The sequence below is a fragment of the Sphingopyxis sp. EU05-FHT14B03 genome, from assembly GCF_058790875.1.
Map to the genome: position 1 here is coordinate 1,314,326 of NZ_JBYTDC010000001.1, position 23,122 is coordinate 1,337,447.

General features: G+C 66.2%; 16 protein-coding genes and 1 pseudogene. 6 read left to right on the plus strand and 11 right to left on the minus strand.

The window, feature by feature from the left end; genetic code table 11:
* Nucleotides 1–665, minus strand: a pseudogene (locus AC3WS4_RS06410) (hypothetical protein); the annotation flags it as partial.
* 372 nt (nucleotides 666–1,037) lie between these two features.
* Here AC3WS4_RS06410 and AC3WS4_RS06415 point away from each other — a divergent pair.
* Nucleotides 1,038–1,655 (plus strand): response regulator, encoded by a 618-nt coding sequence (locus AC3WS4_RS06415; RefSeq protein ID WP_056344588.1) that lies wholly within the window; start codon nucleotides 1,038–1,040, stop codon nucleotides 1,653–1,655.
* Here the strand turns inward: AC3WS4_RS06415 and AC3WS4_RS06420 are convergent.
* The 6 genes from AC3WS4_RS06420 to AC3WS4_RS06445 form a co-directional block, all read right to left on the minus strand.
* Entirely contained in the window at nucleotides 1,641–3,908 is a 2,268-nt protein-coding gene (locus AC3WS4_RS06420; protein WP_492735635.1) for a sensor histidine kinase, read from the minus strand. The two genes, AC3WS4_RS06415 and AC3WS4_RS06420, sit on opposite strands and share 15 nt — an antisense overlap.
* A gap of 142 nt (nucleotides 3,909–4,050) precedes the next feature.
* Complete coding sequence (gene rtcA, locus AC3WS4_RS06425; protein ID WP_492735633.1) at nucleotides 4,051–5,073, minus strand: RNA 3'-terminal phosphate cyclase; 1,023 nt, start codon at nucleotides 5,071–5,073, stop codon at nucleotides 4,051–4,053.
* The gene (locus tag AC3WS4_RS06430; RefSeq protein WP_187142134.1) at nucleotides 5,070–5,852 is read right to left on the minus strand and encodes a nucleotidyltransferase domain-containing protein; all 783 of its coding nucleotides are present in this window, start codon (nucleotides 5,850–5,852) and stop codon (nucleotides 5,070–5,072) included. The genes rtcA and AC3WS4_RS06430 overlap by 4 nt, the downstream gene beginning before the upstream one ends.
* 9 nt (nucleotides 5,853–5,861) lie before the next feature.
* Nucleotides 5,862–6,371, minus strand: a complete 510-nt coding sequence (locus AC3WS4_RS06435) for a hypothetical protein (RefSeq protein ID WP_492735631.1) — start codon at nucleotides 6,369–6,371, stop codon at nucleotides 5,862–5,864.
* Nucleotides 6,368–7,594 (minus strand): RtcB family protein, encoded by a 1,227-nt coding sequence (locus AC3WS4_RS06440; protein WP_056344598.1) that lies wholly within the window; start codon nucleotides 7,592–7,594, stop codon nucleotides 6,368–6,370. The genes AC3WS4_RS06435 and AC3WS4_RS06440 overlap by 4 nt, the downstream gene beginning before the upstream one ends.
* A gap of 825 nt (nucleotides 7,595–8,419) precedes the next feature.
* Nucleotides 8,420–9,967 carry a vWA domain-containing protein gene (locus AC3WS4_RS06445; protein ID WP_492735628.1) on the minus strand — a complete coding sequence of 516 codons (1,548 nt, stop codon included), beginning with the start codon at nucleotides 9,965–9,967 and terminating at the stop codon, nucleotides 8,420–8,422.
* A 263-nt stretch (nucleotides 9,968–10,230) separates the two neighbouring features.
* Between AC3WS4_RS06445 and rtcR the strand changes: the two genes are divergently transcribed.
* On the plus strand, nucleotides 10,231–11,826 hold the full coding sequence (gene rtcR, locus AC3WS4_RS06450; protein WP_492735626.1) for an RNA repair transcriptional activator RtcR: 1,596 nt from the start codon (nucleotides 10,231–10,233) through the stop codon (nucleotides 11,824–11,826).
* Between the two features lie 342 nt (nucleotides 11,827–12,168).
* On the plus strand, nucleotides 12,169–13,179 hold the full coding sequence (rsgA, locus tag AC3WS4_RS06455) for a ribosome small subunit-dependent GTPase A (protein ID WP_492735624.1): 1,011 nt from the start codon (nucleotides 12,169–12,171) through the stop codon (nucleotides 13,177–13,179).
* A gap of 71 nt (nucleotides 13,180–13,250) precedes the next feature.
* On the opposite strand, the gene AC3WS4_RS06460 is transcribed toward rsgA, so the two are convergent.
* Complete coding sequence (locus tag AC3WS4_RS06460; RefSeq protein WP_492735622.1) at nucleotides 13,251–13,928, minus strand: CerR family C-terminal domain-containing protein; 678 nt, start codon at nucleotides 13,926–13,928, stop codon at nucleotides 13,251–13,253.
* An 85-nt stretch (nucleotides 13,929–14,013) separates the two neighbouring features.
* On the opposite strand from AC3WS4_RS06460, the gene AC3WS4_RS06465 reads away from it, so the two are divergent.
* Entirely contained in the window at nucleotides 14,014–15,357 is a 1,344-nt protein-coding gene (locus tag AC3WS4_RS06465) for an oxygenase MpaB family protein (RefSeq protein WP_492742680.1), read from the plus strand.
* A 30-nt stretch (nucleotides 15,358–15,387) separates the two neighbouring features.
* Here the strand turns inward: AC3WS4_RS06465 and AC3WS4_RS06470 are convergent, their stop codons facing one another.
* Entirely contained in the window at nucleotides 15,388–16,338 is a 951-nt protein-coding gene (locus AC3WS4_RS06470; protein WP_056344610.1) for a Coq4 family protein, read from the minus strand.
* A gap of 105 nt (nucleotides 16,339–16,443) precedes the next feature.
* Between AC3WS4_RS06470 and AC3WS4_RS06475 the strand changes: the two genes are divergently transcribed.
* Nucleotides 16,444–17,085: a TetR/AcrR family transcriptional regulator gene (locus AC3WS4_RS06475; protein ID WP_187141953.1), complete on the plus strand. Its 642-nt coding sequence runs from the start codon at nucleotides 16,444–16,446 to the stop codon at nucleotides 17,083–17,085.
* A 28-nt stretch (nucleotides 17,086–17,113) separates the two neighbouring features.
* Here the strand turns inward: AC3WS4_RS06475 and AC3WS4_RS06480 are convergent, their stop codons facing one another.
* The gene (locus AC3WS4_RS06480) at nucleotides 17,114–18,553 is read right to left on the minus strand and encodes an MFS transporter (protein WP_492735617.1); all 1,440 of its coding nucleotides are present in this window, start codon (nucleotides 18,551–18,553) and stop codon (nucleotides 17,114–17,116) included.
* 9 nt (nucleotides 18,554–18,562) lie between these two features.
* Nucleotides 18,563–21,052, minus strand: coding sequence for a TonB-dependent receptor (locus AC3WS4_RS06485; RefSeq protein ID WP_492742681.1), 2,490 nt, complete (start codon nucleotides 21,050–21,052; stop codon nucleotides 18,563–18,565).
* 529 nt (nucleotides 21,053–21,581) lie between these two features.
* On the opposite strand from AC3WS4_RS06485, the gene AC3WS4_RS06490 reads away from it, so the two are divergent.
* Nucleotides 21,582–23,033: an alpha-L-fucosidase gene (locus AC3WS4_RS06490; protein ID WP_492735613.1), complete on the plus strand. Its 1,452-nt coding sequence runs from the start codon at nucleotides 21,582–21,584 to the stop codon at nucleotides 23,031–23,033.
* Nucleotides 23,034–23,122: the final 89 nt, after the last annotated feature.

Below are 23,122 nucleotides of genomic sequence, written 5' to 3' on the forward strand. Positions count from 1 at the left end.
CCGGTCCCCACCGCCGTGGCGTTGAGATTGCCCGTCGCGCGCGCGTTGGTGCCGATGGCCGTGCCCTGGTTGCCCGCCCCCGCGCCGCTGCCGACCGCCACGGCGTTCAGAAAGGCCAGCGAATCATAGCCCGTCGCGACCGAGTTGAAGCCCGACAGCGCGTTGGCGCCGACCGATGTCGATTGCTGCCGCGTCTTGGTGTTGAACCCGATCGCGGTCGAATTGTCGCCCTCCGCCGATGCGATGGCGCCTAGCGACGTGGCATTTTCCGAGATCGCCTGAGCGCCGGTCCCCACCGCCGTGGCGTTGAGATTGCCCGTCGCGCGCGCGTTGGTGCCGATGGCCGTGCCCTGGTTGCCCGCTCCCGCGCCGGCGCCGACCGCCACGGCATTCAGGAAGGCCAGCGAATTATAGCCCGTCGCGACCGAGTTGAAGCCCGACAGCGCGCCGCTGCCGATCGAGGTCGATTGCTGGCGGGTCGCGGTATTGGCACCGACTGCGGTCGAATCCTCGCCATCGGCTTCCGCATTGATGCCGCATTCGGTCGCATTGAGCGCGGACCCGCTGTTGCACTCGGGCGTCGGGTCGGCATGCGCCGGCATCGCCAGCGACAGAGCGAGCGCCGCGGGGGCGGCAGTAAAAAGCAGCTTGGTGGTCTTGCGCATCGGTAATCCCCTAGTCCTCGCCGCGCGGGGGCGGCTGCGATGAAAAACGCGACCTGGGGCTTCGCTCGTGCGGCGCAGATGTCCCCGCGTCAGCCGCCGGCGAACCCGCATCGGTCCGCCACGCATGCTGTCATGGGGTAAGACGGGAAACGCCGGCCGAACCGGACACGGCGCCCGCAGAAAAATTGCCGGCACCTGCCGGTGCCGCCCGATGGGCTCGCAAACGCCGGGCGCAGCGGTGGATAAAAGGACCAAAGCCGGACGGATTGGCAGGGCCGCCCGGCGGCGGCATCGCCCTGAAGATTATTCGGGTTGCGGCCGGCCGCCGCCGTGGGGCATGCGCGTTCGACGCGCTTTGGAATGGACGCCGCAATGACCGCCAAGCATCAAATCCTGATCGTCGACGATCACGGCATCACGCGAAGCGGGCTGAAACTGCTGTTTGCGGCGCACGAACGTTATGCGGTGGTCGGCGCGCTCGATCGCGGCGCGCTGGTCAATGCCTTTGTCCAGTCGCAGCCCGTCGATCTCGTCATCCTCGACCTCAACCTGCCCGACGTCCGCGGCGTCAACGTGCTGGCCGAGATCGTCGGGTCGCGCGACATGACGGTGATCGTCCTGACCGGCGAAACCCTGCTGGGCGAGATCGATTATGCGCTGAAGCTCGGCGCGCGCGCGGTGGTGAGCAAGGCCGATCCGCCCGATCAGATCGTCGCGGCGTGCGACGCGGCGCTCGCCGGCGACATTTTCATATCGGACCATATGCGCGAAGCGCTCGGCAAGTATCAGCAACCACCGGTCGCGCTGTCGTCGCGCCAGATGGCGATCCTCCACTATCTGGGACAGGGCGAGAGCAACAAGGAAATCGCCTATCGCCTGTCGATCGCACAGCCGACCGTGTCGTTCCATATCGCCGAAGTGCGGCGCAAGCTCGACGTGCCGAACAACCGCAAGATCGTCGAGCGGGCGCTGGAACTAGGCCTGCTCTGACGTCCCGAACGCCGGGTGCGCGAGGAGTTCGCGGCACGGCGGCTTGATGATCGCCAGCCCGACCAGCTCGCCAAGGCGGCCGCGGGTCACCGTCGTGTCGTCATAGGTCAGCGCGGCAATCCTGTTGCGCGGCATCGCGGCGGCAGCCAGCCCGGCGTCGAAGGCCGGGCGCTGGTCGAAATCGAGGATGAGCCAATCGCGCAGCCCGGCCTGCAGCGTGGCGGTCGAACAGGGGCTGACCGCGGCGAAGGCGCAGGGCAGGACGATGCGAAGCGCGGTCCCGGCCTCCGACGAGGCGACGATTTCGAGCGAGCCGCCCAAGCCGCCGATCAGTCGCTTTGCCGCGCGAAAGCCCGAACCGGTGCCGTGCATGCTCTCGTCGGCGCGCAGACGGGCGGCGCCGTCGCCGTTCAGCGCCGCGACGATCGCGGCGGGCATTCCCCGGCCGCTGTCGGTGATGGCGATGACCGCGGCCGTATCGCGGCGTTCGACGACGACATGCGCGCCGCCCGTCTCGGTATATTGATACGCGTTGCCCAGGAGGTTGGCGAGCGCGCGCATCAACAGCGGCTTGTCCGAGATCAGCTGGATGTCGCCGACGACGCGGGTTTCGAGCGACAGCCCCTTGTCGGCGAAGGGCGCCTTGAACATCATCTGCAGCGGTTCGACCAGCGCCCGCGCCTCGAAGGCGCCGAGCGCGAGGAAGCCCGTGTCGCTGCCGATGATGTTGGCGCCCGACATCGTCGTCGAGACGATCTCGCCCAGATAGGTCGCCGAACTTTCGAGCATGTCGGTGAGTTCGCGATGAACCCCGGCCTCGTCGCCGCGCCGGAGCACCTCGACCGCGCTGTTGAGCGCCAGGATCACCTGCCGGCTGTCGTGCCCCGACGCGTGCAGCAAGGCATTCTGGCTGTTCACCGTCGCGAGCGCGAAGGCCTTTTCCTCGGCCAGCCGCGCCGCGCGTTCGCTGATTTCGACCCGCTCGGCCAGCGAGCTGGCATAGTTGCGGTCGGCGGCGAGCTTGTCGTTCTGGATCTTCTTGAGATTGAGGCCGAGCGCGAGCGTGACCATGATCGATTCGAACAGCCCGACCGGCCCGGCGAGATGCCAGTTGATCGGCAGCCAGGCGAAGAGCCCCATCGAGGCGACGGCGCCATAGATGATGAAGACCGCGAGGCTGCCCCAGCCGACGAACAGCGGCCAGAGCTGGCGGCCGAGCTGCTGCATCGCGGCAAAGCCGACGAAGGGGAGGAACAGCGCGACCGAAATCGCGACCAGCCAGCCGCCGACGTGCAGCGACTGGCGAAAACCGGGTGGGTAGTACGCCAGCGCGGGCTGCAGCGCCATGATCAGCAGCGCCGCGCCGATCAGGATGCGCAGCGCGATGTCGCGGCGCGGGAAAAGCTGCGGCGTTCGGATAAAGCTGCGGCAGAACTGGGCCATCGCGGCGGCGAAGCCGCATTTGAAGAGATCCTCGATCGCGACCCCGGCCAGCGGGCGGTCGGCGAGGAAGAAGATGGTGATATAACCTTCCGAATGCACGGTGTTGAGCGCGAAAAAGCCCTGCGCGACCGCGAGCCAGATGAACTCGCGATGCCCGGTGATCGAGAAGAAGAGGAAGTTCAGCAGGACCAGCGCGACGACACCGGACACCACGCCCGAAACCATCGCGACGTTCGCGCGCCGCTCATCGAAGAAGGTCCCGTAGCTGCTGATCTTGAGCGGAAGATAGGTCGAATTTTCCGACAGGAAATCGATGACGAGAAGCTTTTCCTGCCCCGGATCGAGCACGAATTCGGTGCTGAACGCCTGATAGGTTCGCAGATTTTCGCGCGCCGCCTCGGCATTCGATCCGTCGACGAGGAGCGTGAGCCGGTCGCCCGTCATTTCGTACAGGCGGAAATAGGTGAGCGACCCGCGTCCGGTGCTGAAAATCCAGCTGCCCTGATTGTCGCCGACGTTGCGGACCTTGACCATCACCATCGTCTTGCGGCCGGGCGGTCCGAAATGGATCGTCGATCCGGTGACGCGCGCGAGCGGTTCGGCGAGCACGCTCGCCGCATCGATCGTGGCGGGATGCGCGGTCCCGGTCTTGTAGCGAACATAGCGCGCGAGCGCGGGCACCTCTTCGCCGGTGCGAAGCTCCACCGTCGGCATGGCCCCCGCCGCAGCCGCCGCAGCCGCCGCCGGGGTGGGCGACAGCCAGGCCAACAGCACAAGCGCGATGATCGCGATCCAGTGTTTCGTCGGCATGTCGCAAGACCAGTCGCGCGCTGACCGGGTAAAGTCAATTTTCACGGCGAACGAAGGCCGCAGCGCCGACACCGCGCGGCGGGTGAAGGTCCCTCGTGCCGCCGCGCGGTTCGGAAAACCGGCTGGTCGAGCCGGAAATATTCTAGGCGCGGGCCACCTCGACCAGCGTCGCCCCGTCCTCGCACGAACGGAACCGGAAACCGCGTCCGACAAAGCGCGCGACGAGCGCCGCCGCGGTCAGCGTGTGCTGACTCACTTTCACCGTCGAAAACACGCCGTCCCCCGCCAGCGCGAACGGGAGCAGAAGCTGGTCCTGCAGATAGGGTCCCGCAAAGGCGTCGCAGGCGAGATAGCCGCCCATCCGCCGCGCGGCGGTCTTGGCAAGCCGCTCGGCCGGAACGCCGATCTTTCCGAATGCCGACATCACTTCGGTCACATGCTCGAACGCCGCCTCGAGGATCAGCGCGTTCCCCGGCCCCTGCTCGGCGGGAAGCTGCCGGGTGGCGAAAGCGTCCTGCGGCCAGTCGGCCAGCGTCTTGGCCGCGGTCTTGAGTTCGCGATCGCCGACGTCGAACGGAATGCCCGCCAGGATCGCGGTCGCGCCGACGCGGCGCAAGTCGCCGCGCGCCAGGCACGCGATCGGGCGCAGCGGCGCCGGCACGATGTCGACCTCGATCCGCCCCCCGCCGCGCGGGAAAAAGCCGTGCCGCACCAGCCGCGCCGACACCGTCGGCCCCATGCGGTTGATGACCGGCAGCAACGTGCGCTCGAGAAATTCGAACGGTGGCGCCGCCATCGCATGCGTTCCGCCCTCGATCACGAGGCGCGACGGTGCATCGGCGAGCATCAGCGGCACCAGGATCGTCTGGAGGACCAGCCCCGTGCTGCCCGCGGTGCCCACCGCGAAATGATAGTCGCCCGGCGTCACCCGGCCGGGACGAAAGGACAGGCTGTTCGATCCCACGGCCAGCCCGGTGCATTCGGCGCCGCCGATCACGCACGCGGCCTCGATCGCGGTCACATGCTGGCGCATCAACCCCGGCTTCTCGCGCCCGCCGCGAATATTCTCGATCGCGAAGGGCGTACCCGTGAGCAACGCGAGCGCACACGCATAGCGCAGCACCTGCCCCCCGCCTTCGCCTTCCGATCCGTCGATGATGATCATGTGTCTTCTACCAATTCCAGAAACAGGTCGTTCGCCTCCGCCGCGAAGGCTTCGCTTGTCGGGCGCGCCGGCACCTCGTCCGCACGCCCCAGTTCGTCGGCGATCAGCGCGTCGATCTCGGGCAAGCGCGCGATAGGTCCGGCCTCGCGCGTATCCGCCTTCATCGCCACCAGCCGCTCGATCTCGCCCGCCAGCGAAGCGGGAAGGTCGGCCTCGGCCATCAATTGCTGCAATTGCATCGGCGGCCGGCGCGACGGATCGCGCCGCAGCACGCGGATCGCCAGCGCCGGACGCAGCGCATAGAAATAGCGCTTCACCGCGACCTCGCTCTCGTCCTGCAGCCAGCGCGCGATCGCCGTACGCCCGAGTTTCGCATAGTGCAGCGCGAAGCCGTTGGGATCGAAATGCCGATCTTTCAGTTCCGCCATGCGCGCGACGAAGGGGTCGGGGTCGCGATACTCGATCGGCGATCCGATCCATTCGGACAGGACCGAATTGTTGCGCAGCATCAGCCCCAGCGCCTTGCGGATGTCCCAGCCGTTGAGGTCGATCTCGTCGACGATCTCCCGCTCGATCACGTCGCGCACCGGGCTGAGCGCCAGATAGTCGCGGCGCGGCCGGACATAGAGGAAGCGCACGTCATAATCGCTGTCGGGCGACGGAAAGCCCCAGGCGCGCGACCCCGATTCGATCGCGAGCAACAGGCGCACGCCATCCTCCGCCTCGACGGCGGACAGGCGGTTTTCGATGTCTTGCCGGATGGCGGGTTCGATGCTCATCTTTTCCAACTATTGTTCATAATGTCCGGCGGACCAAGGCATCCACCAGAACCACCAGCCCTTTTCCTTGCGATCGTCGGATGTCGCTACGCCGAAATCGCCAATCCCGACCTCCACTTCGGCAAACGCCGCTCGCAGAGTGCGAAGCCGCTTTTCCCCGAAAGTCAGAATTAGCCGGTCGCCGTCATCCGCCATGGACAGATCGGGGGCATCCGGCTCGAAAACGACCCGCATCGAGGCGAAGCGATCCGGCTTGGGGTCGCCGTAGTTGGGAACCGCCGCAATCGTCGCCTTCACCGGCTCAATCTTCAACGTCCGGTGACAGGCTTCGCCGCCAGCCATCCGGTCGATGAGGTTGCGGATCGAACGGCATCCCACCGGATCGCCAGTGAAATGCCATTCGCCCGCATGCTTGTTGCGTTTCGGATAGCGCCAGACGAAAATCTGGCCGTCCTGCCGCCATTCGGCGACCCGGTCACACATGATGTCCCCCTTGGACGGCGGCGTGAAGGGGGTCATCCCTTCACGCACACCACCTGCTTCAGCGTATGGACGATCTCGACGAGGTCGGCTTGCGCCGCCATCACCGCCTCGATCGGCTTGTACGCCTTCGGCGTCTCGTCGATGACGCCTTCGTCCTTGCGGCATTCGACCCCCGCGGTGTCGGCGATATGCTCGTCGAGCGTGACGAGCTTCTTCGCCGCGGTGCGGCTCATGACACGGCCCGCGCCATGGCTGCAGCTATCGAACGACTCCGGGTTGCCCAGCCCGCGCACGATGAACGATTTCGCGCCCATCGAACCCGGGATGATCCCCATCGTGCCTTTCGCCGCGCGCACGGCACCTTTTCTGGTGACGAGGACATTCTCGCCGAAGTGATTCTCGCGCGTCACATAATTGTGATGGCAATTCACCGCTTCGGCTTCGGCCTCGAAGGGCTTGGCGATCTGGCGCCGCAGCGCCGCGATCACATTCGCCATCATCATCCGCCGGTTCAGCGCCGCAAAGTCCTGCGCCCAGCCCACCGCCTCGACATAATCGTCGAAATGGTCGGTCCCTTCCGGGAAGTACGCCAGATCTTCGTCGGGCAGGTTGATGAACCACTTGCGCATGTCCTTCTTCGCCAGTTCGATGAAGTAGGTGCCGATCGCATTGCCGACGCCGCGCGACCCCGAATGGAGCATCACCCACACCCGCGCCTCGGTATCGAGGCACAGCTCGATGAAATGGTTTCCCGTCCCAAGCGTCCCCAGATGCGTGAGGTTGTTGGTGTTCTTCAGCCGCGGATGCTTGGCGACGATATGGCCGAAACGCTCGGCGAGCGTCGCCCAGGCGTCGACGATCGCCGCCGGCGGATCACCCCACGAACCGGTGTCGCGCTTGCCGCGCCCGACCGACCGGCCGTGCGGCACCGCCGCCTCGATCGCGCTGCGGATGCCCTCGAGCGTGTCGGGCAGGTCGTGCGCCATCAGCGTGGTGCGCGCCGCCATCATGCCGCAGCCGATGTCGACCCCGACCGCCGCCGGAATGACCGCGCCCTTGGTCGGGATCACCGATCCGACGGTCGCGCCGATGCCGACGTGGACGTCGGGCATCGCCGCGACATGCTTGAACACGAACGGCATCTGCGCCGCCTTGCGAAGCTGCGCGCGCGCCATGTCCTCGACGGGCACGCCGCGGGTCCACATCTTGACCGGGCGTCCGCCCTCGACGTTCAGCACTTCATAAGTCGTCTGGGTCATGGCTGACCTCCTTCTTTCATCATCTTCATGGTGCCGGCGACGAGGCGTGGCGAGACATTTTTCCTGAGCTACTCCGGCAAGCCGGGGGCGGACTTGAACCGCCGACCTTCCACCCTGGGGTGGACGCTCTGACCCTGTAGTCCCGCCGGCATTCGCCGACTTGTTCGAGGTGCTGGCGACGAGGATCTGGTGAGACATTCAAGCCAGCGCGTGAGCAAAGCCCCGCCAACTGGCCCCTCTTGGAATGTAGTCCCACCGGCATTCGCCAGCGTGAAGTGGGTGCCGACGGCGAGGGATTGGACGAGACATTGCCCCGCATGGGGCACCGTTGGAAGGTGTAGTCCCGTCCGGCATCCGCCGGCCGATAAGGATCTCGCAGCGACGAGAGATGGTGAGACGCGGCCCTTAAGCTACATGGCAAGGCGGGATTCGAACCCGCATCTCCCAGAGGCCTTGCGGGTCCGGGCGCTTTACTCGTCGGGCCTTCATGGTGCCGATGTAGTCCCACCGGCATTCGCTGCGATCTCCCTATCGAAATAGGTTGCGGGTCACGGCGACGAGAATCGGAAAAGACACGCCCGAAGGCTGATGCTCTACCTGGCTGAGCTACTGTCCGTTACCGGACAGGCGGGATTCGAACCCGCGACAGTCTGTAGTCCTTCCCGGCATTCGCCGTGATGTTCATGATGGGTCGTGGCGACGAGGATCGGCAAGACACTCTCGCCAGACGGGAGTCGAACCCGCTCGCAAGGATTGCTCCCTACGCATCCCCGATGGACCAAGCGCCTTGGAATGTAGTCCTGCCTGCATTCGCCACGACCTGTTTCATACCTCCGTTTCGTTGACGATCTCCACCCAATCGCGCGTTTCGCCGGAAGCGAAGCGGGCCATGGCCTCGAAGACCGCGTCGGTGAAGCCACCGACATTCATGATGTCCTTGCGATCCTTCGCCTGCGTGGTGCCATAGGGCTGGATGTCGACGCAGATCAGCTTCGCGCCCGGGTTGCGGGCCTTCAGCTTGTTCCACTCGTTCATCGTCGCCGTCGCGCCGCGCCGGGTCGGGTCGATCCAGCTTTCGTTGTCGGACACGATCACCACCGTATCGACCTTCGCGCGCTCGGCATTCAGCCGGGCAAGCGGGGCCGACACATTGGTGCCGCCGCCGCCGATCGCCGCCAGCCGTGCCGCGTTGACCGCGACCCGCGCCTTGGGATCGAGCGTCATGCCGACAACGTCGACATCGAACGGCATCACCCGCGCCTGCCGGTTGGTGCGCAGCACCGCCGCCGCGACCAGCGCCGCGATGTCGATGCAGCGGACCGCCGAGGTCGCGCCCTTGCGCTGGCCGGTCGCCGCCGAACTCATCGAGCCCGAGACGTCCGGACAGACCACGACATGGCCCGCCAGCACCGGAACCGTCGCGAGCGACAGTTCGAGCGCCTCTTCGAGCGCCGCCTGGACACGCAGCGGAACCGCCTCGCCGACCTGGCCCATCGCGACCATCAGCTGATACGGCGCCGGGCGAACCCGGGCGATCGTATCGGCATCGGCCAGCCGCGACGCGACCTTGGCGGTCGCCCCCTTCACGTCGAACGCGCCGTTGCGCGCCAGCGTGTTGAGGTTCATGCGCAGCGCCTGCCAGCCCATGCGGCCCGCAAGCTCGGCCCACTGACCGGCGGTCAGCGGAAAGGCGGTCAGCCATTCGAACGGCACCGGCGGCAGTGCCCCTTTGGGGTCGCGCTTCCAGGCCTCGAACGCCGCGATCTCCGCCGGCAGCGCCGCGACATCATAGGGCTTGCCGATCAGCCAGCCGTAAAAGGCGCGGCGGTCGGCCGAAGCCGGCGCCGGGTGGACCATGCGGACGATGTCGGCGAGGCTCGGGTCGTTACCCGTCGCCGCCGCCATCAATTGCGGCATCGAAGCCTTTTCCAGCCATTCGCGGACGAGCCGCTTCGGACGCGACCCGAGCGAACGGCGGCCGACCTGGCCCGAACGCATGATCTGCACGAAGTTGCGCAGCATGCGGCCATTGTCGATGACGCGGCCGAACACCGGGACCGCAAGGTCGGGATCGGCGACCGTCAGGTAAGCGGCGAGCAGCGCCGGCATATCCTTCATCGCGCCCGACTTGCGGGCATAGACCGCGGCCCTGGCGACGAAATCGGGCGACACCGCGCGCGCCGCCGACAGGACGTCGGCGAGCTGCGCGTCGGCGCCCGAATAGAAACCGTCCGACAGCGTGCCCGTCGCCGCAAGCTGCGCGAGCTTGGCCTCGGAGCCATAGGCATAGGCGGCCCCGCCAGCCTCGTTCACCGCGTCGGTGCGCGGCAGGAAGCGGGAGAATGCCGCCGAAAAGAGGGTCTTGTTGGCCATCGTCCAACTCCTTCGAAATCTTGTCGGAGCCTGGGGGCGGCCGGCCCATTCCGGCCGCCCCTTGCTCCGCTGCTGCCGGGGACGTGAACCCGACGCCAACAGAATTGCAGGAGGCGTGCCAAATGCGCGGCAACCGAGAAATATTCGCTCAACTATATGATTTTAGACAATAATAAAAATGAGCGCAGCAAAGGCTCGCATGGCGCACAATCGAAAATTCGATGATCTTGTATCGCCTCTTATAAATTTGTATAAATCCATCCATGAAGCCCATTACCGTCATCGGATTCCTCGGCTCGACCCTCGACGCCGCCAAGTTCGGCCCCTCGCGCTGGAACAAGTGGCGCCCGACGGTCAGCATCTGCATGCAGGAGGATTTGCGCGTCGACCGCTTCATCCTGCTCCACGGCAGCTATCACCGCCGCCTCGCCGAGTTCGTCATGGACGACATCCGCGACGTCTCGCCCGAAACCGAAGTCGTGCCGCACGTGCTCGACTTCGACGACGCTTGGGATTTCGAGGAGGTCTATGGCAAGCTGCTCGACTTCGCGCGCGACTTTCCCTTCGATCCCGACACGCACGACTATCTCGTCCACATCACCACCGGCACGCATGTCGCGCAGATCTGCCTCTTCCTGCTCAGCGAGGCGCGCTACCTGCCCGGCCGCCTGCTCCAGACCCAGCCGCAGCGCGGCGCGCCGCAGCCGGTCGGGACATGGAACGCCATCGACCTCGACCTGTCGCGTTATGATTCGATCGCGACGCGCTTCGCCGAGGCGAGCGCCGAGAGCACGAGTTTCCTGAAAAGCGGCATAGAAACGCGCAACCCCGCCTTCAACCGGATGATCGAGGAGATCGAACAGGTCGCGGTGCGCAGCCACGCGCCGATCCTCCTGATGGGGCCGACCGGCGCGGGCAAGAGCCAGCTCGCGCGCAAGATCTACGAACTCAAGAAGCTGCGCCATCAGGTCAGCGGGCCGTTCGTCGAGGTCAATTGCGCGACGCTCAAGGGCGACAGCGCGATGTCGGCGCTGTTCGGCCACCGCAAGGGCGCCTTCACCGGCGCCGCGCAGGATCGCCCCGGCCTGCTCAGGAGCGCCGACAAGGGGCTGCTCTTCCTCGACGAGATCGGCGAACTCGGCCTCGACGAACAGGCGATGATCCTGCGCGCGATCGAGGAAGGGCGCTTCCTCCCCGTCGGCGCCGACAGCGAGGCGAAAAGCGACTTCCAGCTGATCGCGGGCACCAACCGCGACCTCGTCGGCGAGGTCGCGGCGGGCCGCTTTCGCGACGACCTGTTCGCGCGGCTGAACCTCTGGACCTTCGCGCTGCCCGGCCTCGCCGACCGGCGCGAGGATATCGCCCCCAATCTCGACTATGAACTCGAACGCTTTGCGCAGCGCGAGGGCTCGCGCGTCACCTTCAACAAGGAGGCGCGCGATCGCTATCTCACCTTTGCCGAGAGCGCGGCGGCGAAATGGCAGGGCAATTTCCGCGACCTCGCCGCCAGCGTCACCCGCATGGCGACGCTCAGCGATACCGGACGGATCGACCGCGACGCGGTGGGGTTCGAAATCGCGCGGCTCGGCGCGACCTGGAGCGCCGAAACGCCGCAGGGCGACAGTCTCGCCCGGATCCTGACCCGCGAAGAACTCGCCGCGATCGATCCGTTCGACCGCGTCCAGCTCGCCTTCGTCGTCGAAGCGTGCCGCGGCGCCCGATCGCTGTCCGACGCCGGACGCACCTTGTTCGCGGTCTCGCGGGAACAGCGGACCAGCACCAACGACGCCGACCGCCTGCGCAAATATCTGGCGCGCTTCGATCTGGACTGGGCGGCGGTTCGGTCGCCCGCCGCGTAATGAGGCCGGGGACGCCGCATGAGCCGGCAAAGGAAGATGGTCTCAAACAGCTTGCACAATGCGATGGGACTCCTACATTCATCCTATCGTCAACAAGCGAAAGGAGGTGGTCGAATGTCTCATTGTCACACGCCGCATGCGGCAGAATTGAGCGCGACCTTCCCCGCGGGGGTCCAGCTCGGCTAAGCTGTCCGCGACAGGCAAGACAATGGAAGGGCTGCTCCGGACGGAGCAGCCCTTTGTTGTTGGGGCGACTCGCCGAACACGATAGGCGCGGCTTTGCAGCGATGCGCCAGCGACCCGCACCCGGTCGACCAACAGGAAGGATATGGCTTCAGCCGCATGACATCGCCCGATGACACCCCGCCCGAAAAGACGCTGGAAGCGCTCGGCTGGAGGCCCTGGTTCGCCGAGCAGGTCACGCCCGAGGAGGCCGGGCATTGCCTGCCGGTGCGGGTCATGGCCGTCCACCGCGGCAAGATCGCCGTCGCGGGCGCGGGGTTCCGGTGCTTCGTCTCGCCCTATATTCCCGGCGCCGGCCCAATGGACGATCATCCGACGGTCGGCGACTGGCTGCTCGTCGATCGCGCCACGATGCTCCCGGTGCGTGTCCTTGGCCGGCAGAATCTGTTCAAGCGGCGCGCGCCGGGCGACCCGCGCAAGGAGCAGATGATCGCCGCCAATGTCGACACGCTGTTCATCACCGCCTCGTGCAACCAGGATTTCAGCGTCGCCCGGCTCGAACGCTACCTCGTGCTGGCGCGCGAGGTCGGCGTCGCCCCGGTGGTGGTGCTCACCAAGACCGACCTGACCGACACCCCGGAGACCTTCGCGGCGGCAGCGCGCGCGATCGAACCGGGATTGCGCGTCGAAACCGTCGATGGCCGCGACCCGGCCAGCGTCGCCAGGCTCGCATCCTGGTGCGGCAAGGGCGAAACCGTCGCGCTGCTCGGGTCCTCGGGCGTCGGAAAATCGACGCTCGTCAACACGTTGCGGGGGTCCGACAGCATCGCCACCCAGGCGATCCGCGCCGCCGACGGCACCGGGCGCCACACGACCACGGTGCGCGAAATGCACCGGCTCGACCAGGGCGGCTGGCTGCTCGACACCCCCGGCATGCGCGAACTGCAACTGGCCGACGCGGCGGCCGGGATATCGGAGGTGTTCGACGACTTCATCCTCGCCGCACAGGATTGCCGCTTCTCGAACTGCGCCCATGGCGTCGAACCCGGCTGTGCCGTCCGGGCCGCGATTGCCGAGGGCACGCTGAGCGCCGAGCGTTTCGAGCGCTGGCGCAAGCTGGCGAACGAGGAGCGCGACAATGCCGCGCATCCCGCAAAGCCGCGCCGATAGCGGGCTTCGGTCGGCGCTTCCTCTCGCGAACCGCTACCCCTCATAATCCCGAAATCCGCAGCGCGGCCGGTCTAGCCCTGCTCGAGCGAACCGATCTGCCCATCGAGCGCCGCGATCACCAGCGCGGTGTAGTCGGCCTTTCCCGCCGTGCGGGCGATGACGGGCAGCCCCGACAGGAAACCCGTCAGGCTCGATATCATCAGCACCGCTCGCACCTGCGCCTCGGTTTCGGTCAGCCGTCCGCCCGTCGCCCGCACGATCAGGTCGGTGGCGAGCTCGATGCCCGGGCGCCACAGTTCGGCATAGAGAATCTCGAAGGCAGGGCCCGGACTCGCAATCTCGCGCTGGACGAACAGCGACGGATTCTGCGCGCCCGGCGTCGAAAGGAGGAAGCGGGCCAGCGCCGCGAACAGCCGCTTGAGCAGGGTGCGGGCCGCATCGGGGGTCAGCGCTTCCTGCAACGCGGCATAGGATGTCAGCGCCACCGCGCCCATGCCTTCGCGATAGCGCGCGACGATTGCGTGGGCGCAGGCGAGATAGAGGCCGCGCTTGTTCCCGAAATAATAGGTCAGCGCCGGCAGGTTGACGCCGGCTTCCTTGGCGATCTGCCGCGTCGTGACGCTGGCGAAGCCGCTGTTTCCAAACGCGGCGAGCGCCACGGCGAGGATGCGCGTCCGCGTCTCCTCGCCCTTGCGATAGCCGTCGGAGGCGGTGCGGAGCGGTGCGACCGGGGTTGCGGGGCGGGTCATGGGCGGGTCTCATCCGTTTCGCTTGAATTTATATCATTTGATATATATGATCCTCGCCATCTCGTCGAGAGGGAGACGGACATTGATGACACGCGCGGCGCTCGACACTCTGTGGGCCAGGGTCGAAGCCCAGCGGGACCATGTGCCCGCGATGTACGGCAAGGTCGATTTCCGTGCCGTTCCCGAACGCTTCACCGCGACGCCGGGCGACCCGACCGCACTCTCGGGGAAATATGATCGCGACCGCGATGCGCTGCTCGCCGATCCCGACCGGATCGAGTTCATCCGCGCCTATACGATGATCGGCGATGCGACCGCCGACGCCTATGCCGCGCTGATGCGCGAACATGGCTTTCGCGCGCTCGTCGACATGCTCACCCGCGCCTGCGACGAGGGTATCGAGCATGTGCCCGATGCGCCGCCCGAACTGGTCGCCTTCATCCGCGACATGGAGCGGGTTCCCGACTGGCTCGACATGGAACTGGTCGAGGAAGGCGCGCGGATCGACCGCAATTCGGCCGCCAATTTCGGCCCGTTCATCATTCGCGGCGCCTTCATCGCGACCTTCATGAACAAATATGCCGCCTTGCCGATGGCGATCACCGGCACGCTGTCGCAACAGACGGCGGCGCGGCGCGTCAAGGATACGGCGACCTTTTTCACCACCTCGCTGTTGCCGGGCGCGCTGCAACGCTTTGGCCCCGGCTTCAAGGCGGCGGCGATGGTGCGGCTGATGCATTCGATGGTGCGCGCCAATGTCCTGCGGCGCCCGAAAGACTGGGACATGGAGGTCTATGGCATTCCGATCCCGCAGGTCGACCAGATGCCGGCGGGCCTGATCTCGGTTTTCCTGCTGTCGTACAAGATGATCGAGGAGGGGCGTCACGAATTCACCCCCGCCGAGCGGGCGACGGTCGAACTGGCACGCTATCGCTGCTTCCTGCTCGGCCTGCCCGAGGAGCTGCTCGCCGATACGCCGCAGGGGATCGTCGACCTGATGAACGCGCGGAGCGGTACGCTGCGCAGCGGCTATAACGACGATACGTGCGGCGTATTGCTGCGCGCGACGATGGCGGCGGACCTGCGCCCCGACGATTCGCTTGGCGCCCGAATCCACGAAACCTTCGAGCGCGCCTTTGCCAAGCTGTTCTTCGTCAAAAGCTTCATGGGCGGCGACAAGGCGAAGGCGGCCTCGATCGGCGTCGATCTCACCGCCGGGGATGTCGCGCTGGCGGCGGTCGCGGGGCTGTTCATCTATGCCCGGGTCCGGCTTTACGCGCTCGCGGCGCATATTCCGGGGCTGCGCGGGGTGGCCGACCGGCGGCTGATCGCGAAGCTGAAGGCGCAACTCGCCAGCTATGGCCATGCCGATTTCACCACCGACGCGGCGCAATATCGCCCGTCGGCGACGCCGGTTCCTGCCGAATGATCTGGGGCGCCGACTAGGGCGCCCCCCTATTCACACTGCCGGGATGAAGGCGTCCATCGTCCGCACCGCGTCGCTGTCGAGCGGCCGGATGCCGAGGTCGGCGCGAACGCGCTCGATCGGATCGGCGATGCGCTGGTGCCAGGGAACCGCGATCAACTCTTTCGTCGCGCGGCCGTGGCGCCAGCCGTCGAAGGTCACCGTCAGCAGCATGTCGATCAGCGCCGGCATGTCGACCGCCGCCTTGGTCGCCACCGTTGCGAGGAAGCGCGTCGAATAATTCTGGCCGAACTGTGCCATCTGAAAGCCCGAGATCGCGACCTCGCCCGCGGGGGTGAAACCATAGCCGCCGACCAGGTGCCAGACGTCGTGGAGTTGCAGGATACGTCGGTTGGTGCGGTTCTGCGCCGGATAGTCGCCCGGCAGGACCACGGTGTCGGCATCGATCACTTCGATATCATAGCCGTTGGCATTCAGCATCGACAACAGGTCGTGCGCCAGGCTGTCGGTCGCGTGTCGCTCCAGATCGGCGGTGGTGAGGCGCACCTCGGGCTGGGCGATCAGTTCGTGGACGCTGTCGAATTCGAGCAGCGCCGCCTCGCAGGCATCGATCATCCGCTGGTCATAATGATTGCCGAGCGCGACGACCGCGAGCGTCAGGTCGAGTTCGCCGTCGCCGGGGGATCGCGGCCGGGCGATGATGTCCCAGAAACCGTCCCACAGGGGGCGCGGCAATGCGACGCGCGGCTTGCCATCGGTCAGCCAGGGCAGCGCGTCCGATATCCGTTCGGCGCGCGCGGCGGGATCGCTGGTCGCGGCGGTGGCCTCGGCAATGGCATCGAAGATCGGCACCTGCGCGACCGGATCGACGAACGCCGCCGTCGTCATCAGCGCCGCGAGGCCCAGCGCCGGCTCCTCCGCCAGCGGCGGCCGGGCCGTTTCGACCCATCGTTCAAAATCGTTGCGCATCGACATGTCGATCATGGCTGCCAGCCCTCCATTTTCCGTTGATCCGGAGTTTATCCTATAAACATAGAATAATCAACTTATATAGCTGGCGCTTCGCGCGACAATGATTATAAGCGGCCCATGGACGAACCATCCAAAGTCAGTTTTCCGCGGCGCACTGCGGCGAAGGCCCGGACGCGCCAGCGCATCGAGGAAGCCGCAAGACGCCTGTTCGTCACGCTCGGTTATGCCGACGCGACGATGGCCGCGATCGCCGAAGCGGCCGATATCCACATCACCACCCTGTTCACCCATTTCGCCTCGAAGCGCGATCTTGCCGCCGCGATCGCGGTCACCGCGGGCACGCGGTTCGAGGCGGTCGTCGCCACGCAGCGGGCGCAGGGCGTGCCGGTGCTGACCTTCTGGCGCAACCAGGTGGTGCGGCTCGCGCACGCCTATGAACGCGACGGCGATGGCCAGATCAACCTCGGCCGCGCGCTCGCCGGCGAACCCGAACTGCTGCCGGTGTGGTACGGGCATCAGCGGCTCCAGATCGACCTGATGACCGACTATATCGCCGACGAACTCGGCATCGATCCGGGGCAGGACCGCCGCGCGCAAATGGCGGCCGCGATGCTTGTCGCGGGCGGCAGGATGGCGTTCGACGCCTGGATCGAAAGCGGCCGCGCCGGCGATCTGGTCGCCGAGAATGAGCGGCTGCTCGATGCGGCCGAAGCCTTGCTCGCCGGCGGGCTGCCACTGACCCGGCGCGACGGCATCTGACGCGGCGGTCCGACGACGAACCACGCGGTCATTCGGCGGCGGCTTCGCCCAGCCGCCGGATATTCTCCATGTGGCGCGACCGGCTGATCGGATAATAGGCAAGGCAGATGATCGCGATCGTGGTCGCGACCGACAGCGTGACGATATAGATGGTCGCCAGCCCCGAAAGCGCGTCGGCGTCGACCTGGCCGGGCTGGGCATTGTCGGGGAAGCCGACGAAGGCCAGCAGCAGCCCCGCGAGCATGATCCCCATGCCCGATATCGCCTTGTTGACCATGGTGGCGGCGGAAAACAGCAGGCCTTCGGAACGGCGGCCGGTCTCGAGCTGGATCTGGTCGGTCACGTCGGCGACCATCGACACCGCCAATATGCCGCCGGCGATCGTCGTCATCATAGTGAAGGCGAATTGCGCCATCAGCAGCCACAGCAGCAGCGGGTCGCCATTGCCCGGAAACAGGCCGGCGAGGCGCAGCGCCAGCGGCAGTACGCTCAACACCAGCCCTAGCCCGAACATCAGCATCGCCGCGGGCTTCTTGCCGAAGCGCGCCGACAGCGGCAGCACGACGACGAAGGCGAGCAGGATGCCGACAACCGCGGTCGACGCGACGGTGGCGATCTGGCTGGCGCTGAGTTCCCAGAAATAGGTCGAGAAATAGACCGACAGCGACAGGCTGAGCCCCGACGCCACCGCAAAGAACAGGCTGGCGAGCAGGATCGAGATATAGGCCGGATGCACCAGCACCCCCAGCATTTCGCGCAGCATCCGTCCTATTGGAACCTTGACGGCTGGCGGCGGCGGCGGGCGTTTCAGCACCTCCTTCTGCGTCCCCAGCGACGAGATCAGCACCGACAGCATCATGATCGCCGCCGCCACCCAGGCATAGGTGACATAACCGCCGGCGTTGAGGTGACCGACCGGCTGCGCCGCCGTCGGCCGCAGGAAATAGCCGAAGGTCACCACCGTCATCGCGATGCCGCCGCACACGCCGAAGAAAAAGCGCGCCGCGACCAGCTTGGTGCGCTCGTCATAGTCGCTGGTGAATTCGGCGAGCAGCGCGGTCGACGGAATTTCATACAGGCTGATCGAAAAGCGCACGAGGATCGCGGTGGCGACGAGCCACGCGAACTGCGCCCCCCGCGCCATCTCGGGCGGCATCCACAGCAGCAGGTAAAAAAGCGCGATGGGCAGCGCCGCCGCATACATGAAGGGGTGCCGCCGCCCCCAGCGGGTGCGGACATTGTCCGAATATTGTCCCAGCAGCGGATCGAACAGCGCATCGGCGATCATCACGATCATGATCGCCGATCCGACCCAGGCCGCCGGAAGCCCGACGACCTGGTTGTAGAACAGCATCAACAGCGCGTTGAAACCATGATCCTTGATCCCGAAGGCGATCGTGCCCGACCCATAGAGCAGCCGCGTCTTCAGCGGCAGGGTATCGGCCGGGCGTGCGTCGATCTTTCCCACGCGGGCGGCTTACCGGAACCGGAATTCGAGCTGGAGGCCATAGGTTCGCGGCGGCGTGAACGAATAGGATTGCGCGACCGCCAGCGTCGGCGACGAGGCGAGCAGATTGCCCTGCGCGCTGTCATAGCCCTTGCTGTCGAATATATTCTTGACGAAGGCGATCACCCGATAACGGTCGCCGCTGCCGGTCCAGATCGCGCGCAGATCGACCTGATCCCACCCGGGCATCCGGTTGTACGGGCGGTTGAAGATGTTGCTATAGGCCGAACTGCGCAGCACATAATTGCCCGACAGCGACAAGGTGCCCGGCGCGAAGTCGATGCTGTACATCGCATTGAGCGCCAGCTTGTGGCGCGGGGTGTCGGACAGCCGGGCGCCGGCGACGCTTTGCGGCTGCTGGCCATTGACCGCCGGACCCGACGGCTGCGCGCCCGGTTGCAGCGCCAGCGGATCCTGTCCGTCGACGAAGCAGCACCCGCTGTCGATCCGCGAATTTCCATAGCCATAGTTGAACGACAGTTGCAGCGGATCGGCCGGCTGCCAGGCAAGCTCGATCTCGGCGCCATAGCTTTGCGAGCTTTTGAGGTTGAAGAATTGGGTGAGCTGCGCGCCGCCGGGCTGCGACACCGTCAACGGCACCTGAAGCCCCTGATAGTCGTAGTAGAAACCGGCGAGGTTGACGCGCAGCCGCCGTCCGATCGAATATTTATAGCCCGCCTCGAAGGCGTCGACATGCTCGGCGCCGGTCTGCGGCAGCACCGAAATGCCCCCGGCGTTGAACCCGCCCGACTTGTAACCGCGGCTGTAGCGGAGGAAGGCGAGCTGGTCGTCGCTGGGCTGCCATTCGACCGCGACGGTTCCGGTCACCGCGTTCCAGCTGTTCGCGAGGCCGCGCCGCGCGATCCCCGTCGCAGGATCGATCGTCACCGCCGACGCGACGCCGGGCGCGGCCAGCGTCGAGATTTGCGACGCGGTGATATCGAGCGCCGGGGTCGCCGAGCCGTAAAGATCGGGCGAGAAACCGCCGCAGCCGAAACAGAGGAGACGGAAAAATTCGTCGCCGCTCTTCTTGTCATGGGTGTAGCGCAGCCCCGCCGTCACGCGCAGCGCGTCGGTGAAGCGATAGTCGACCTGGCCGAAGACCGCCGACGATTTGGTGGTCAGCGTCGAGGCGGCATAGACGAAATCGCCGAGCGGGTTGGCGGGGCCGTTCGCGGGCGCCCGCAGCTGCAGCTGGTTGGGGGCGTTGAAATGCGATTCCTGCGCCAGCGTCTCCTGATAATAATAGACCCCGGCCACCCATTGCAGCGGCCCGTCGGTGTTCGACGTCAGGTTGAGTTCGCCGCTGCCGAAGCTCTTGTCGTTATGCAGATTGAGCTGCGTCGACGGGAAAGCGGTGAGCGGTCCGCAACCCGGAATGAAGGCACAGATGCCGCCGCCGGGAGCGAGCGGGAAGGCGTAGGAAATCACGCTTGTCCCGTCGAGCTCGTAGGTGTTGTCGATGCGATATTGCTGATAGCCGCCGAGCAGGCGGACGTCGAAGGTCGGCAGCGACCATTTGATGTCGCCGGTCGCCCCGAAATTGCCGCGCATGCGCTCGGTCTGCGTCGTGTCGGCGCTGAACCGCCGGATGTTGGTCGCGCCGGGTGGCACGGGATCGGGATCGAGCGCGACGACCCCCGGGATCAGGTAGCCAAAGGCCGCGCCCGGCGTGATCGCCCCGGTCGGATAGGGCGCGAAATCATAGCCGCCGATGCGGTTGAGCGGGCGCGGGTTGAGGTCGGTGCGGCCCGAGAAGACCTTCGCCCAGGCGGTGACGTCGGGTCCGAGATCGGCCTCGAGCTGCAGTTCGACATAACGGCGCTCGCCGCGGCCGCCCTCGCTGACCCCGCCGGCTTCGTTCTTGAAATAGCCGCGTTCCTGTTTCGAATATCCGCCCGCCAGCCGCGTGCGCAGCCCCTTGGTCAGCGATCCCGACGCCGACGCTTCGATCGTGTAGAGGCCATAATTGCCCACCGTGCCGCGCAGGTCGGCGCTGAAGTCCTCGGTCGGCCGCTTGGAGATCGCGTTGATCGCGCCGCCGATCGAATTGCGGCCATAGAGCGTGCCCTGCGGGCCGCGCAGCACCTCGATGCGATCGATGAAGAAATCGGAGGCCGCGATCGAGGTGGTCGAGGCGTCGTAAATGCCGTCGGTGTAGGTCGAAACCCCCGGATCGCTGCCGTTGGTGTTGGTCTGGCGCCCGATACCGCGGATGAAGACGCGGTCGTTGCCCGCCGAATAGCTCAGCCCCGGGGTGAAGTTGGCGAAATCCTGCAACGTGTTGATGCCGGCGAGTTGGCGGGCATCGGATGTGTAGGCCGATATGGCGAGCGGCACCTCTTGCAGATTGGCCGTGCGCTTTTCCGCCGTGACGACGATCTCGGCCAGACCGGAGCCATCCTCCACGGCCGTTGGCGGATTCTCCGCCGCCGCCTGCGTCTGTGCCACAGCCGGCATCGCCACGAATGCGACGCCCGCAAACATCCAGGATATATTTCGCATACCACGCCTCTCCCGCCGCCAGCGATCCTGCTGGTCGATTATTGGCGCGACGGGACCGCTGATGCGGCCCCCCGCTATGTACGGCGAATGCCGGTTCGGCATCCCCCCGGGCCATTGTTAGAGGTGTTTTATATATTAGTCTATAATCATATATCGAACATATATGGTCTGGCGAGAGAGGTGGTGGGTTCAGCCTGCGCGCGCGGATTTCCGCGCCCTTCCGATAGCACCCTATCCCTTTGGCAAGACGGGACGCGATCGCCCGAGCGATTTCGGGTTTCGCTCACATCGCAAATATGGAATATATTTTTCTACTGTCATAGAATCAACTGAGCCGAACCGCCCGCGCGGATCGGCGAACGCCATCGCCGCGAAAAGGCGAGGCAGGTGGGAGAAGCAGGATGGATGGATTTCGCCGAACGGATCGGGGCCTGCCTGGTCCCACCGGCGCGAGCGTATGCGACGCCCGCGGAGGCCGCACCTGATGGCCTCGACCGATCATGCGCTGGCCGAACTCAACGCGCGCCCCGTCCCCGACTGGTATCACGACGCGAAGTTCGGGATTTTTATCCACTGGGGCGCCTTCGCCATCCCCGGCTATGCCCCGCGCCTCGGCTCGATCGGCGAGGCCTTCGCCAAGGATTATGACCGGGCGGTCGCGATGGTCCCCTATACCGAATGGTATTGTAACGCGATCAAGGTGCCCGGAACGCCCTCAGCCGAATTCCACCGGACGCATTATGGCGACGCGCCCTATGAGGATTTTAAACAGCCGTTCGAGGCGGGACTCAAGCATTGGGACCCCGCCGCCTGGGCCGAGGCGTTTCGCGATGCCGGCGCGCGCTATGTCGTGCTCGTCACCAAGCATCACGACGGGCTTTGCCTGTGGCCCAGCGGGGTCGCGAACCGGCATCAGGCGGGCTGGACCACCGAACGCGACATCGTCGGCGAACTCGCCGCTGCGGTGCGCGCCGCCGGGCTGCGGTTCGGGGTCTATTATTCGGGCGGAATCGACTGGACCTTCAACCGGCGGCCGCTGCGCACGCTCGGCGACTTCATCGCCTCGACGCCCGGCGGCGACTACCCCGCTTATGCGATGGCGCAGGTGCGCGAACTGATCGACCGTTACGAACCGTCGGTGCTGTGGAACGACATCAGCTGGCCGACGCGGCCCGGGCCGCTGTACCGGCTGTTCGCCGACTATTATCGCGCGGTTCCCGAAGGCGTGGTCAACGATCGCTGGGTTGCGACCAGCCTCCAGCGCGACCTGCTCAAGATTCCGCTGGTGCGGCGCTATCTCGACCGCAAGCTCAAGGCCGCGGTCGGCCGGCAGAGCGGCGAGGAATCCAAGGGCATCATCCCGCCCGAAATTCCGCACAGCGATTTCCGGACCCCCGAATATGCCGCCTTCGCCGAAATCCAGGTCAAGAAGTGGGAAGCGACGCGCGGCATGAGCCACAGCTTCGGCTTCAACCGCAACGACGACGAGGCCGATTACGCTGGCGCCGATACGCTGATCCATGACTTCATCGATGCCGTATCGCGCAATGGCAACCTGCTGCTCAACGTCGGCCCGCGCGCGACCGATGCCGCGATCCCCGACGAACAGCTTCGCCGGTTGAGGCAATTCGGCGCATGGCTGCGCGCGAACGGCGACGCCATCTACGGCACCCGGCCGTGGACACGGTCGGATGGCGAGACCGAATGCGGGCTGGCTGTGCGCTTCACCGCCACGCCGGAGCGCGTGAATCTGATCGTCAAGGGGCCGGTGGCGTCCACCCGGTTGGTGATCCGGAATCTGTCCCTCTCGGGCGAGGCTGTTCGCCTGGACGATGGCAGCCCCGTCACGCTCGAGCCGCGCGGCCCCGATCTGCTGCTGACCTTCGCCGGCCCTTGCGTCGACACCGTCGCGACGGCCGTTGCCGTCGCGACATAGTCCCAAGCCATCGACGCGTTGGTCGCCTCCATCCCCTTGCCGCCTCAAGCGCTGCGGATGACTGCGTCCTGTCACGCGGCGGAGGACAT

What these genes read in the sequence shown, in the direction of transcription:
- AC3WS4_RS06470 (WP_056344610.1), bottom strand. Translation starts at nt 16,338, where the DNA reads ATGATCGACATGTCGATGCGCAACGATTTTGAACGATGGGTCGAAACG.
- AC3WS4_RS06490 (WP_492735613.1), top strand. Translation starts at nt 21,582, where the DNA reads ATGGCCTCGACCGATCATGCGCTGGCCGAACTCAACGCGCGCCCCGTC.
- rtcR (WP_492735626.1), top strand. Translation starts at nt 10,231, where the DNA reads ATGAAGCCCATTACCGTCATCGGATTCCTCGGCTCGACCCTCGACGCC.
- AC3WS4_RS06445 (WP_492735628.1), bottom strand. Translation starts at nt 9,967, where the DNA reads ATGGCCAACAAGACCCTCTTTTCGGCGGCATTCTCCCGCTTCCTGCCG.
- AC3WS4_RS06440 (WP_056344598.1), bottom strand. Translation starts at nt 7,594, where the DNA reads ATGACCCAGACGACTTATGAAGTGCTGAACGTCGAGGGCGGACGCCCG.
- AC3WS4_RS06485 (WP_492742681.1), bottom strand. Translation starts at nt 21,052, where the DNA reads ATGCCGGCTGTGGCACAGACGCAGGCGGCGGCGGAGAATCCGCCAACG.
- AC3WS4_RS06435 (WP_492735631.1), bottom strand. Translation starts at nt 6,371, where the DNA reads ATGACCCCCTTCACGCCGCCGTCCAAGGGGGACATCATGTGTGACCGG.
- AC3WS4_RS06420 (WP_492735635.1), bottom strand. Translation starts at nt 3,908, where the DNA reads ATGCCGACGAAACACTGGATCGCGATCATCGCGCTTGTGCTGTTGGCC.
- AC3WS4_RS06465 (WP_492742680.1), top strand. Translation starts at nt 14,014, where the DNA reads ATGACACGCGCGGCGCTCGACACTCTGTGGGCCAGGGTCGAAGCCCAG.
- rtcA (WP_492735633.1), bottom strand. Translation starts at nt 5,073, where the DNA reads ATGATCATCATCGACGGATCGGAAGGCGAAGGCGGGGGGCAGGTGCTG.
- rsgA (WP_492735624.1), top strand. Translation starts at nt 12,169, where the DNA reads ATGACATCGCCCGATGACACCCCGCCCGAAAAGACGCTGGAAGCGCTC.
- AC3WS4_RS06415 (WP_056344588.1), top strand. Translation starts at nt 1,038, where the DNA reads ATGACCGCCAAGCATCAAATCCTGATCGTCGACGATCACGGCATCACG.
- AC3WS4_RS06430 (WP_187142134.1), bottom strand. Translation starts at nt 5,852, where the DNA reads ATGAGCATCGAACCCGCCATCCGGCAAGACATCGAAAACCGCCTGTCC.
- AC3WS4_RS06460 (WP_492735622.1), bottom strand. Translation starts at nt 13,928, where the DNA reads ATGACCCGCCCCGCAACCCCGGTCGCACCGCTCCGCACCGCCTCCGAC.
- AC3WS4_RS06475 (WP_187141953.1), top strand. Translation starts at nt 16,444, where the DNA reads ATGGACGAACCATCCAAAGTCAGTTTTCCGCGGCGCACTGCGGCGAAG.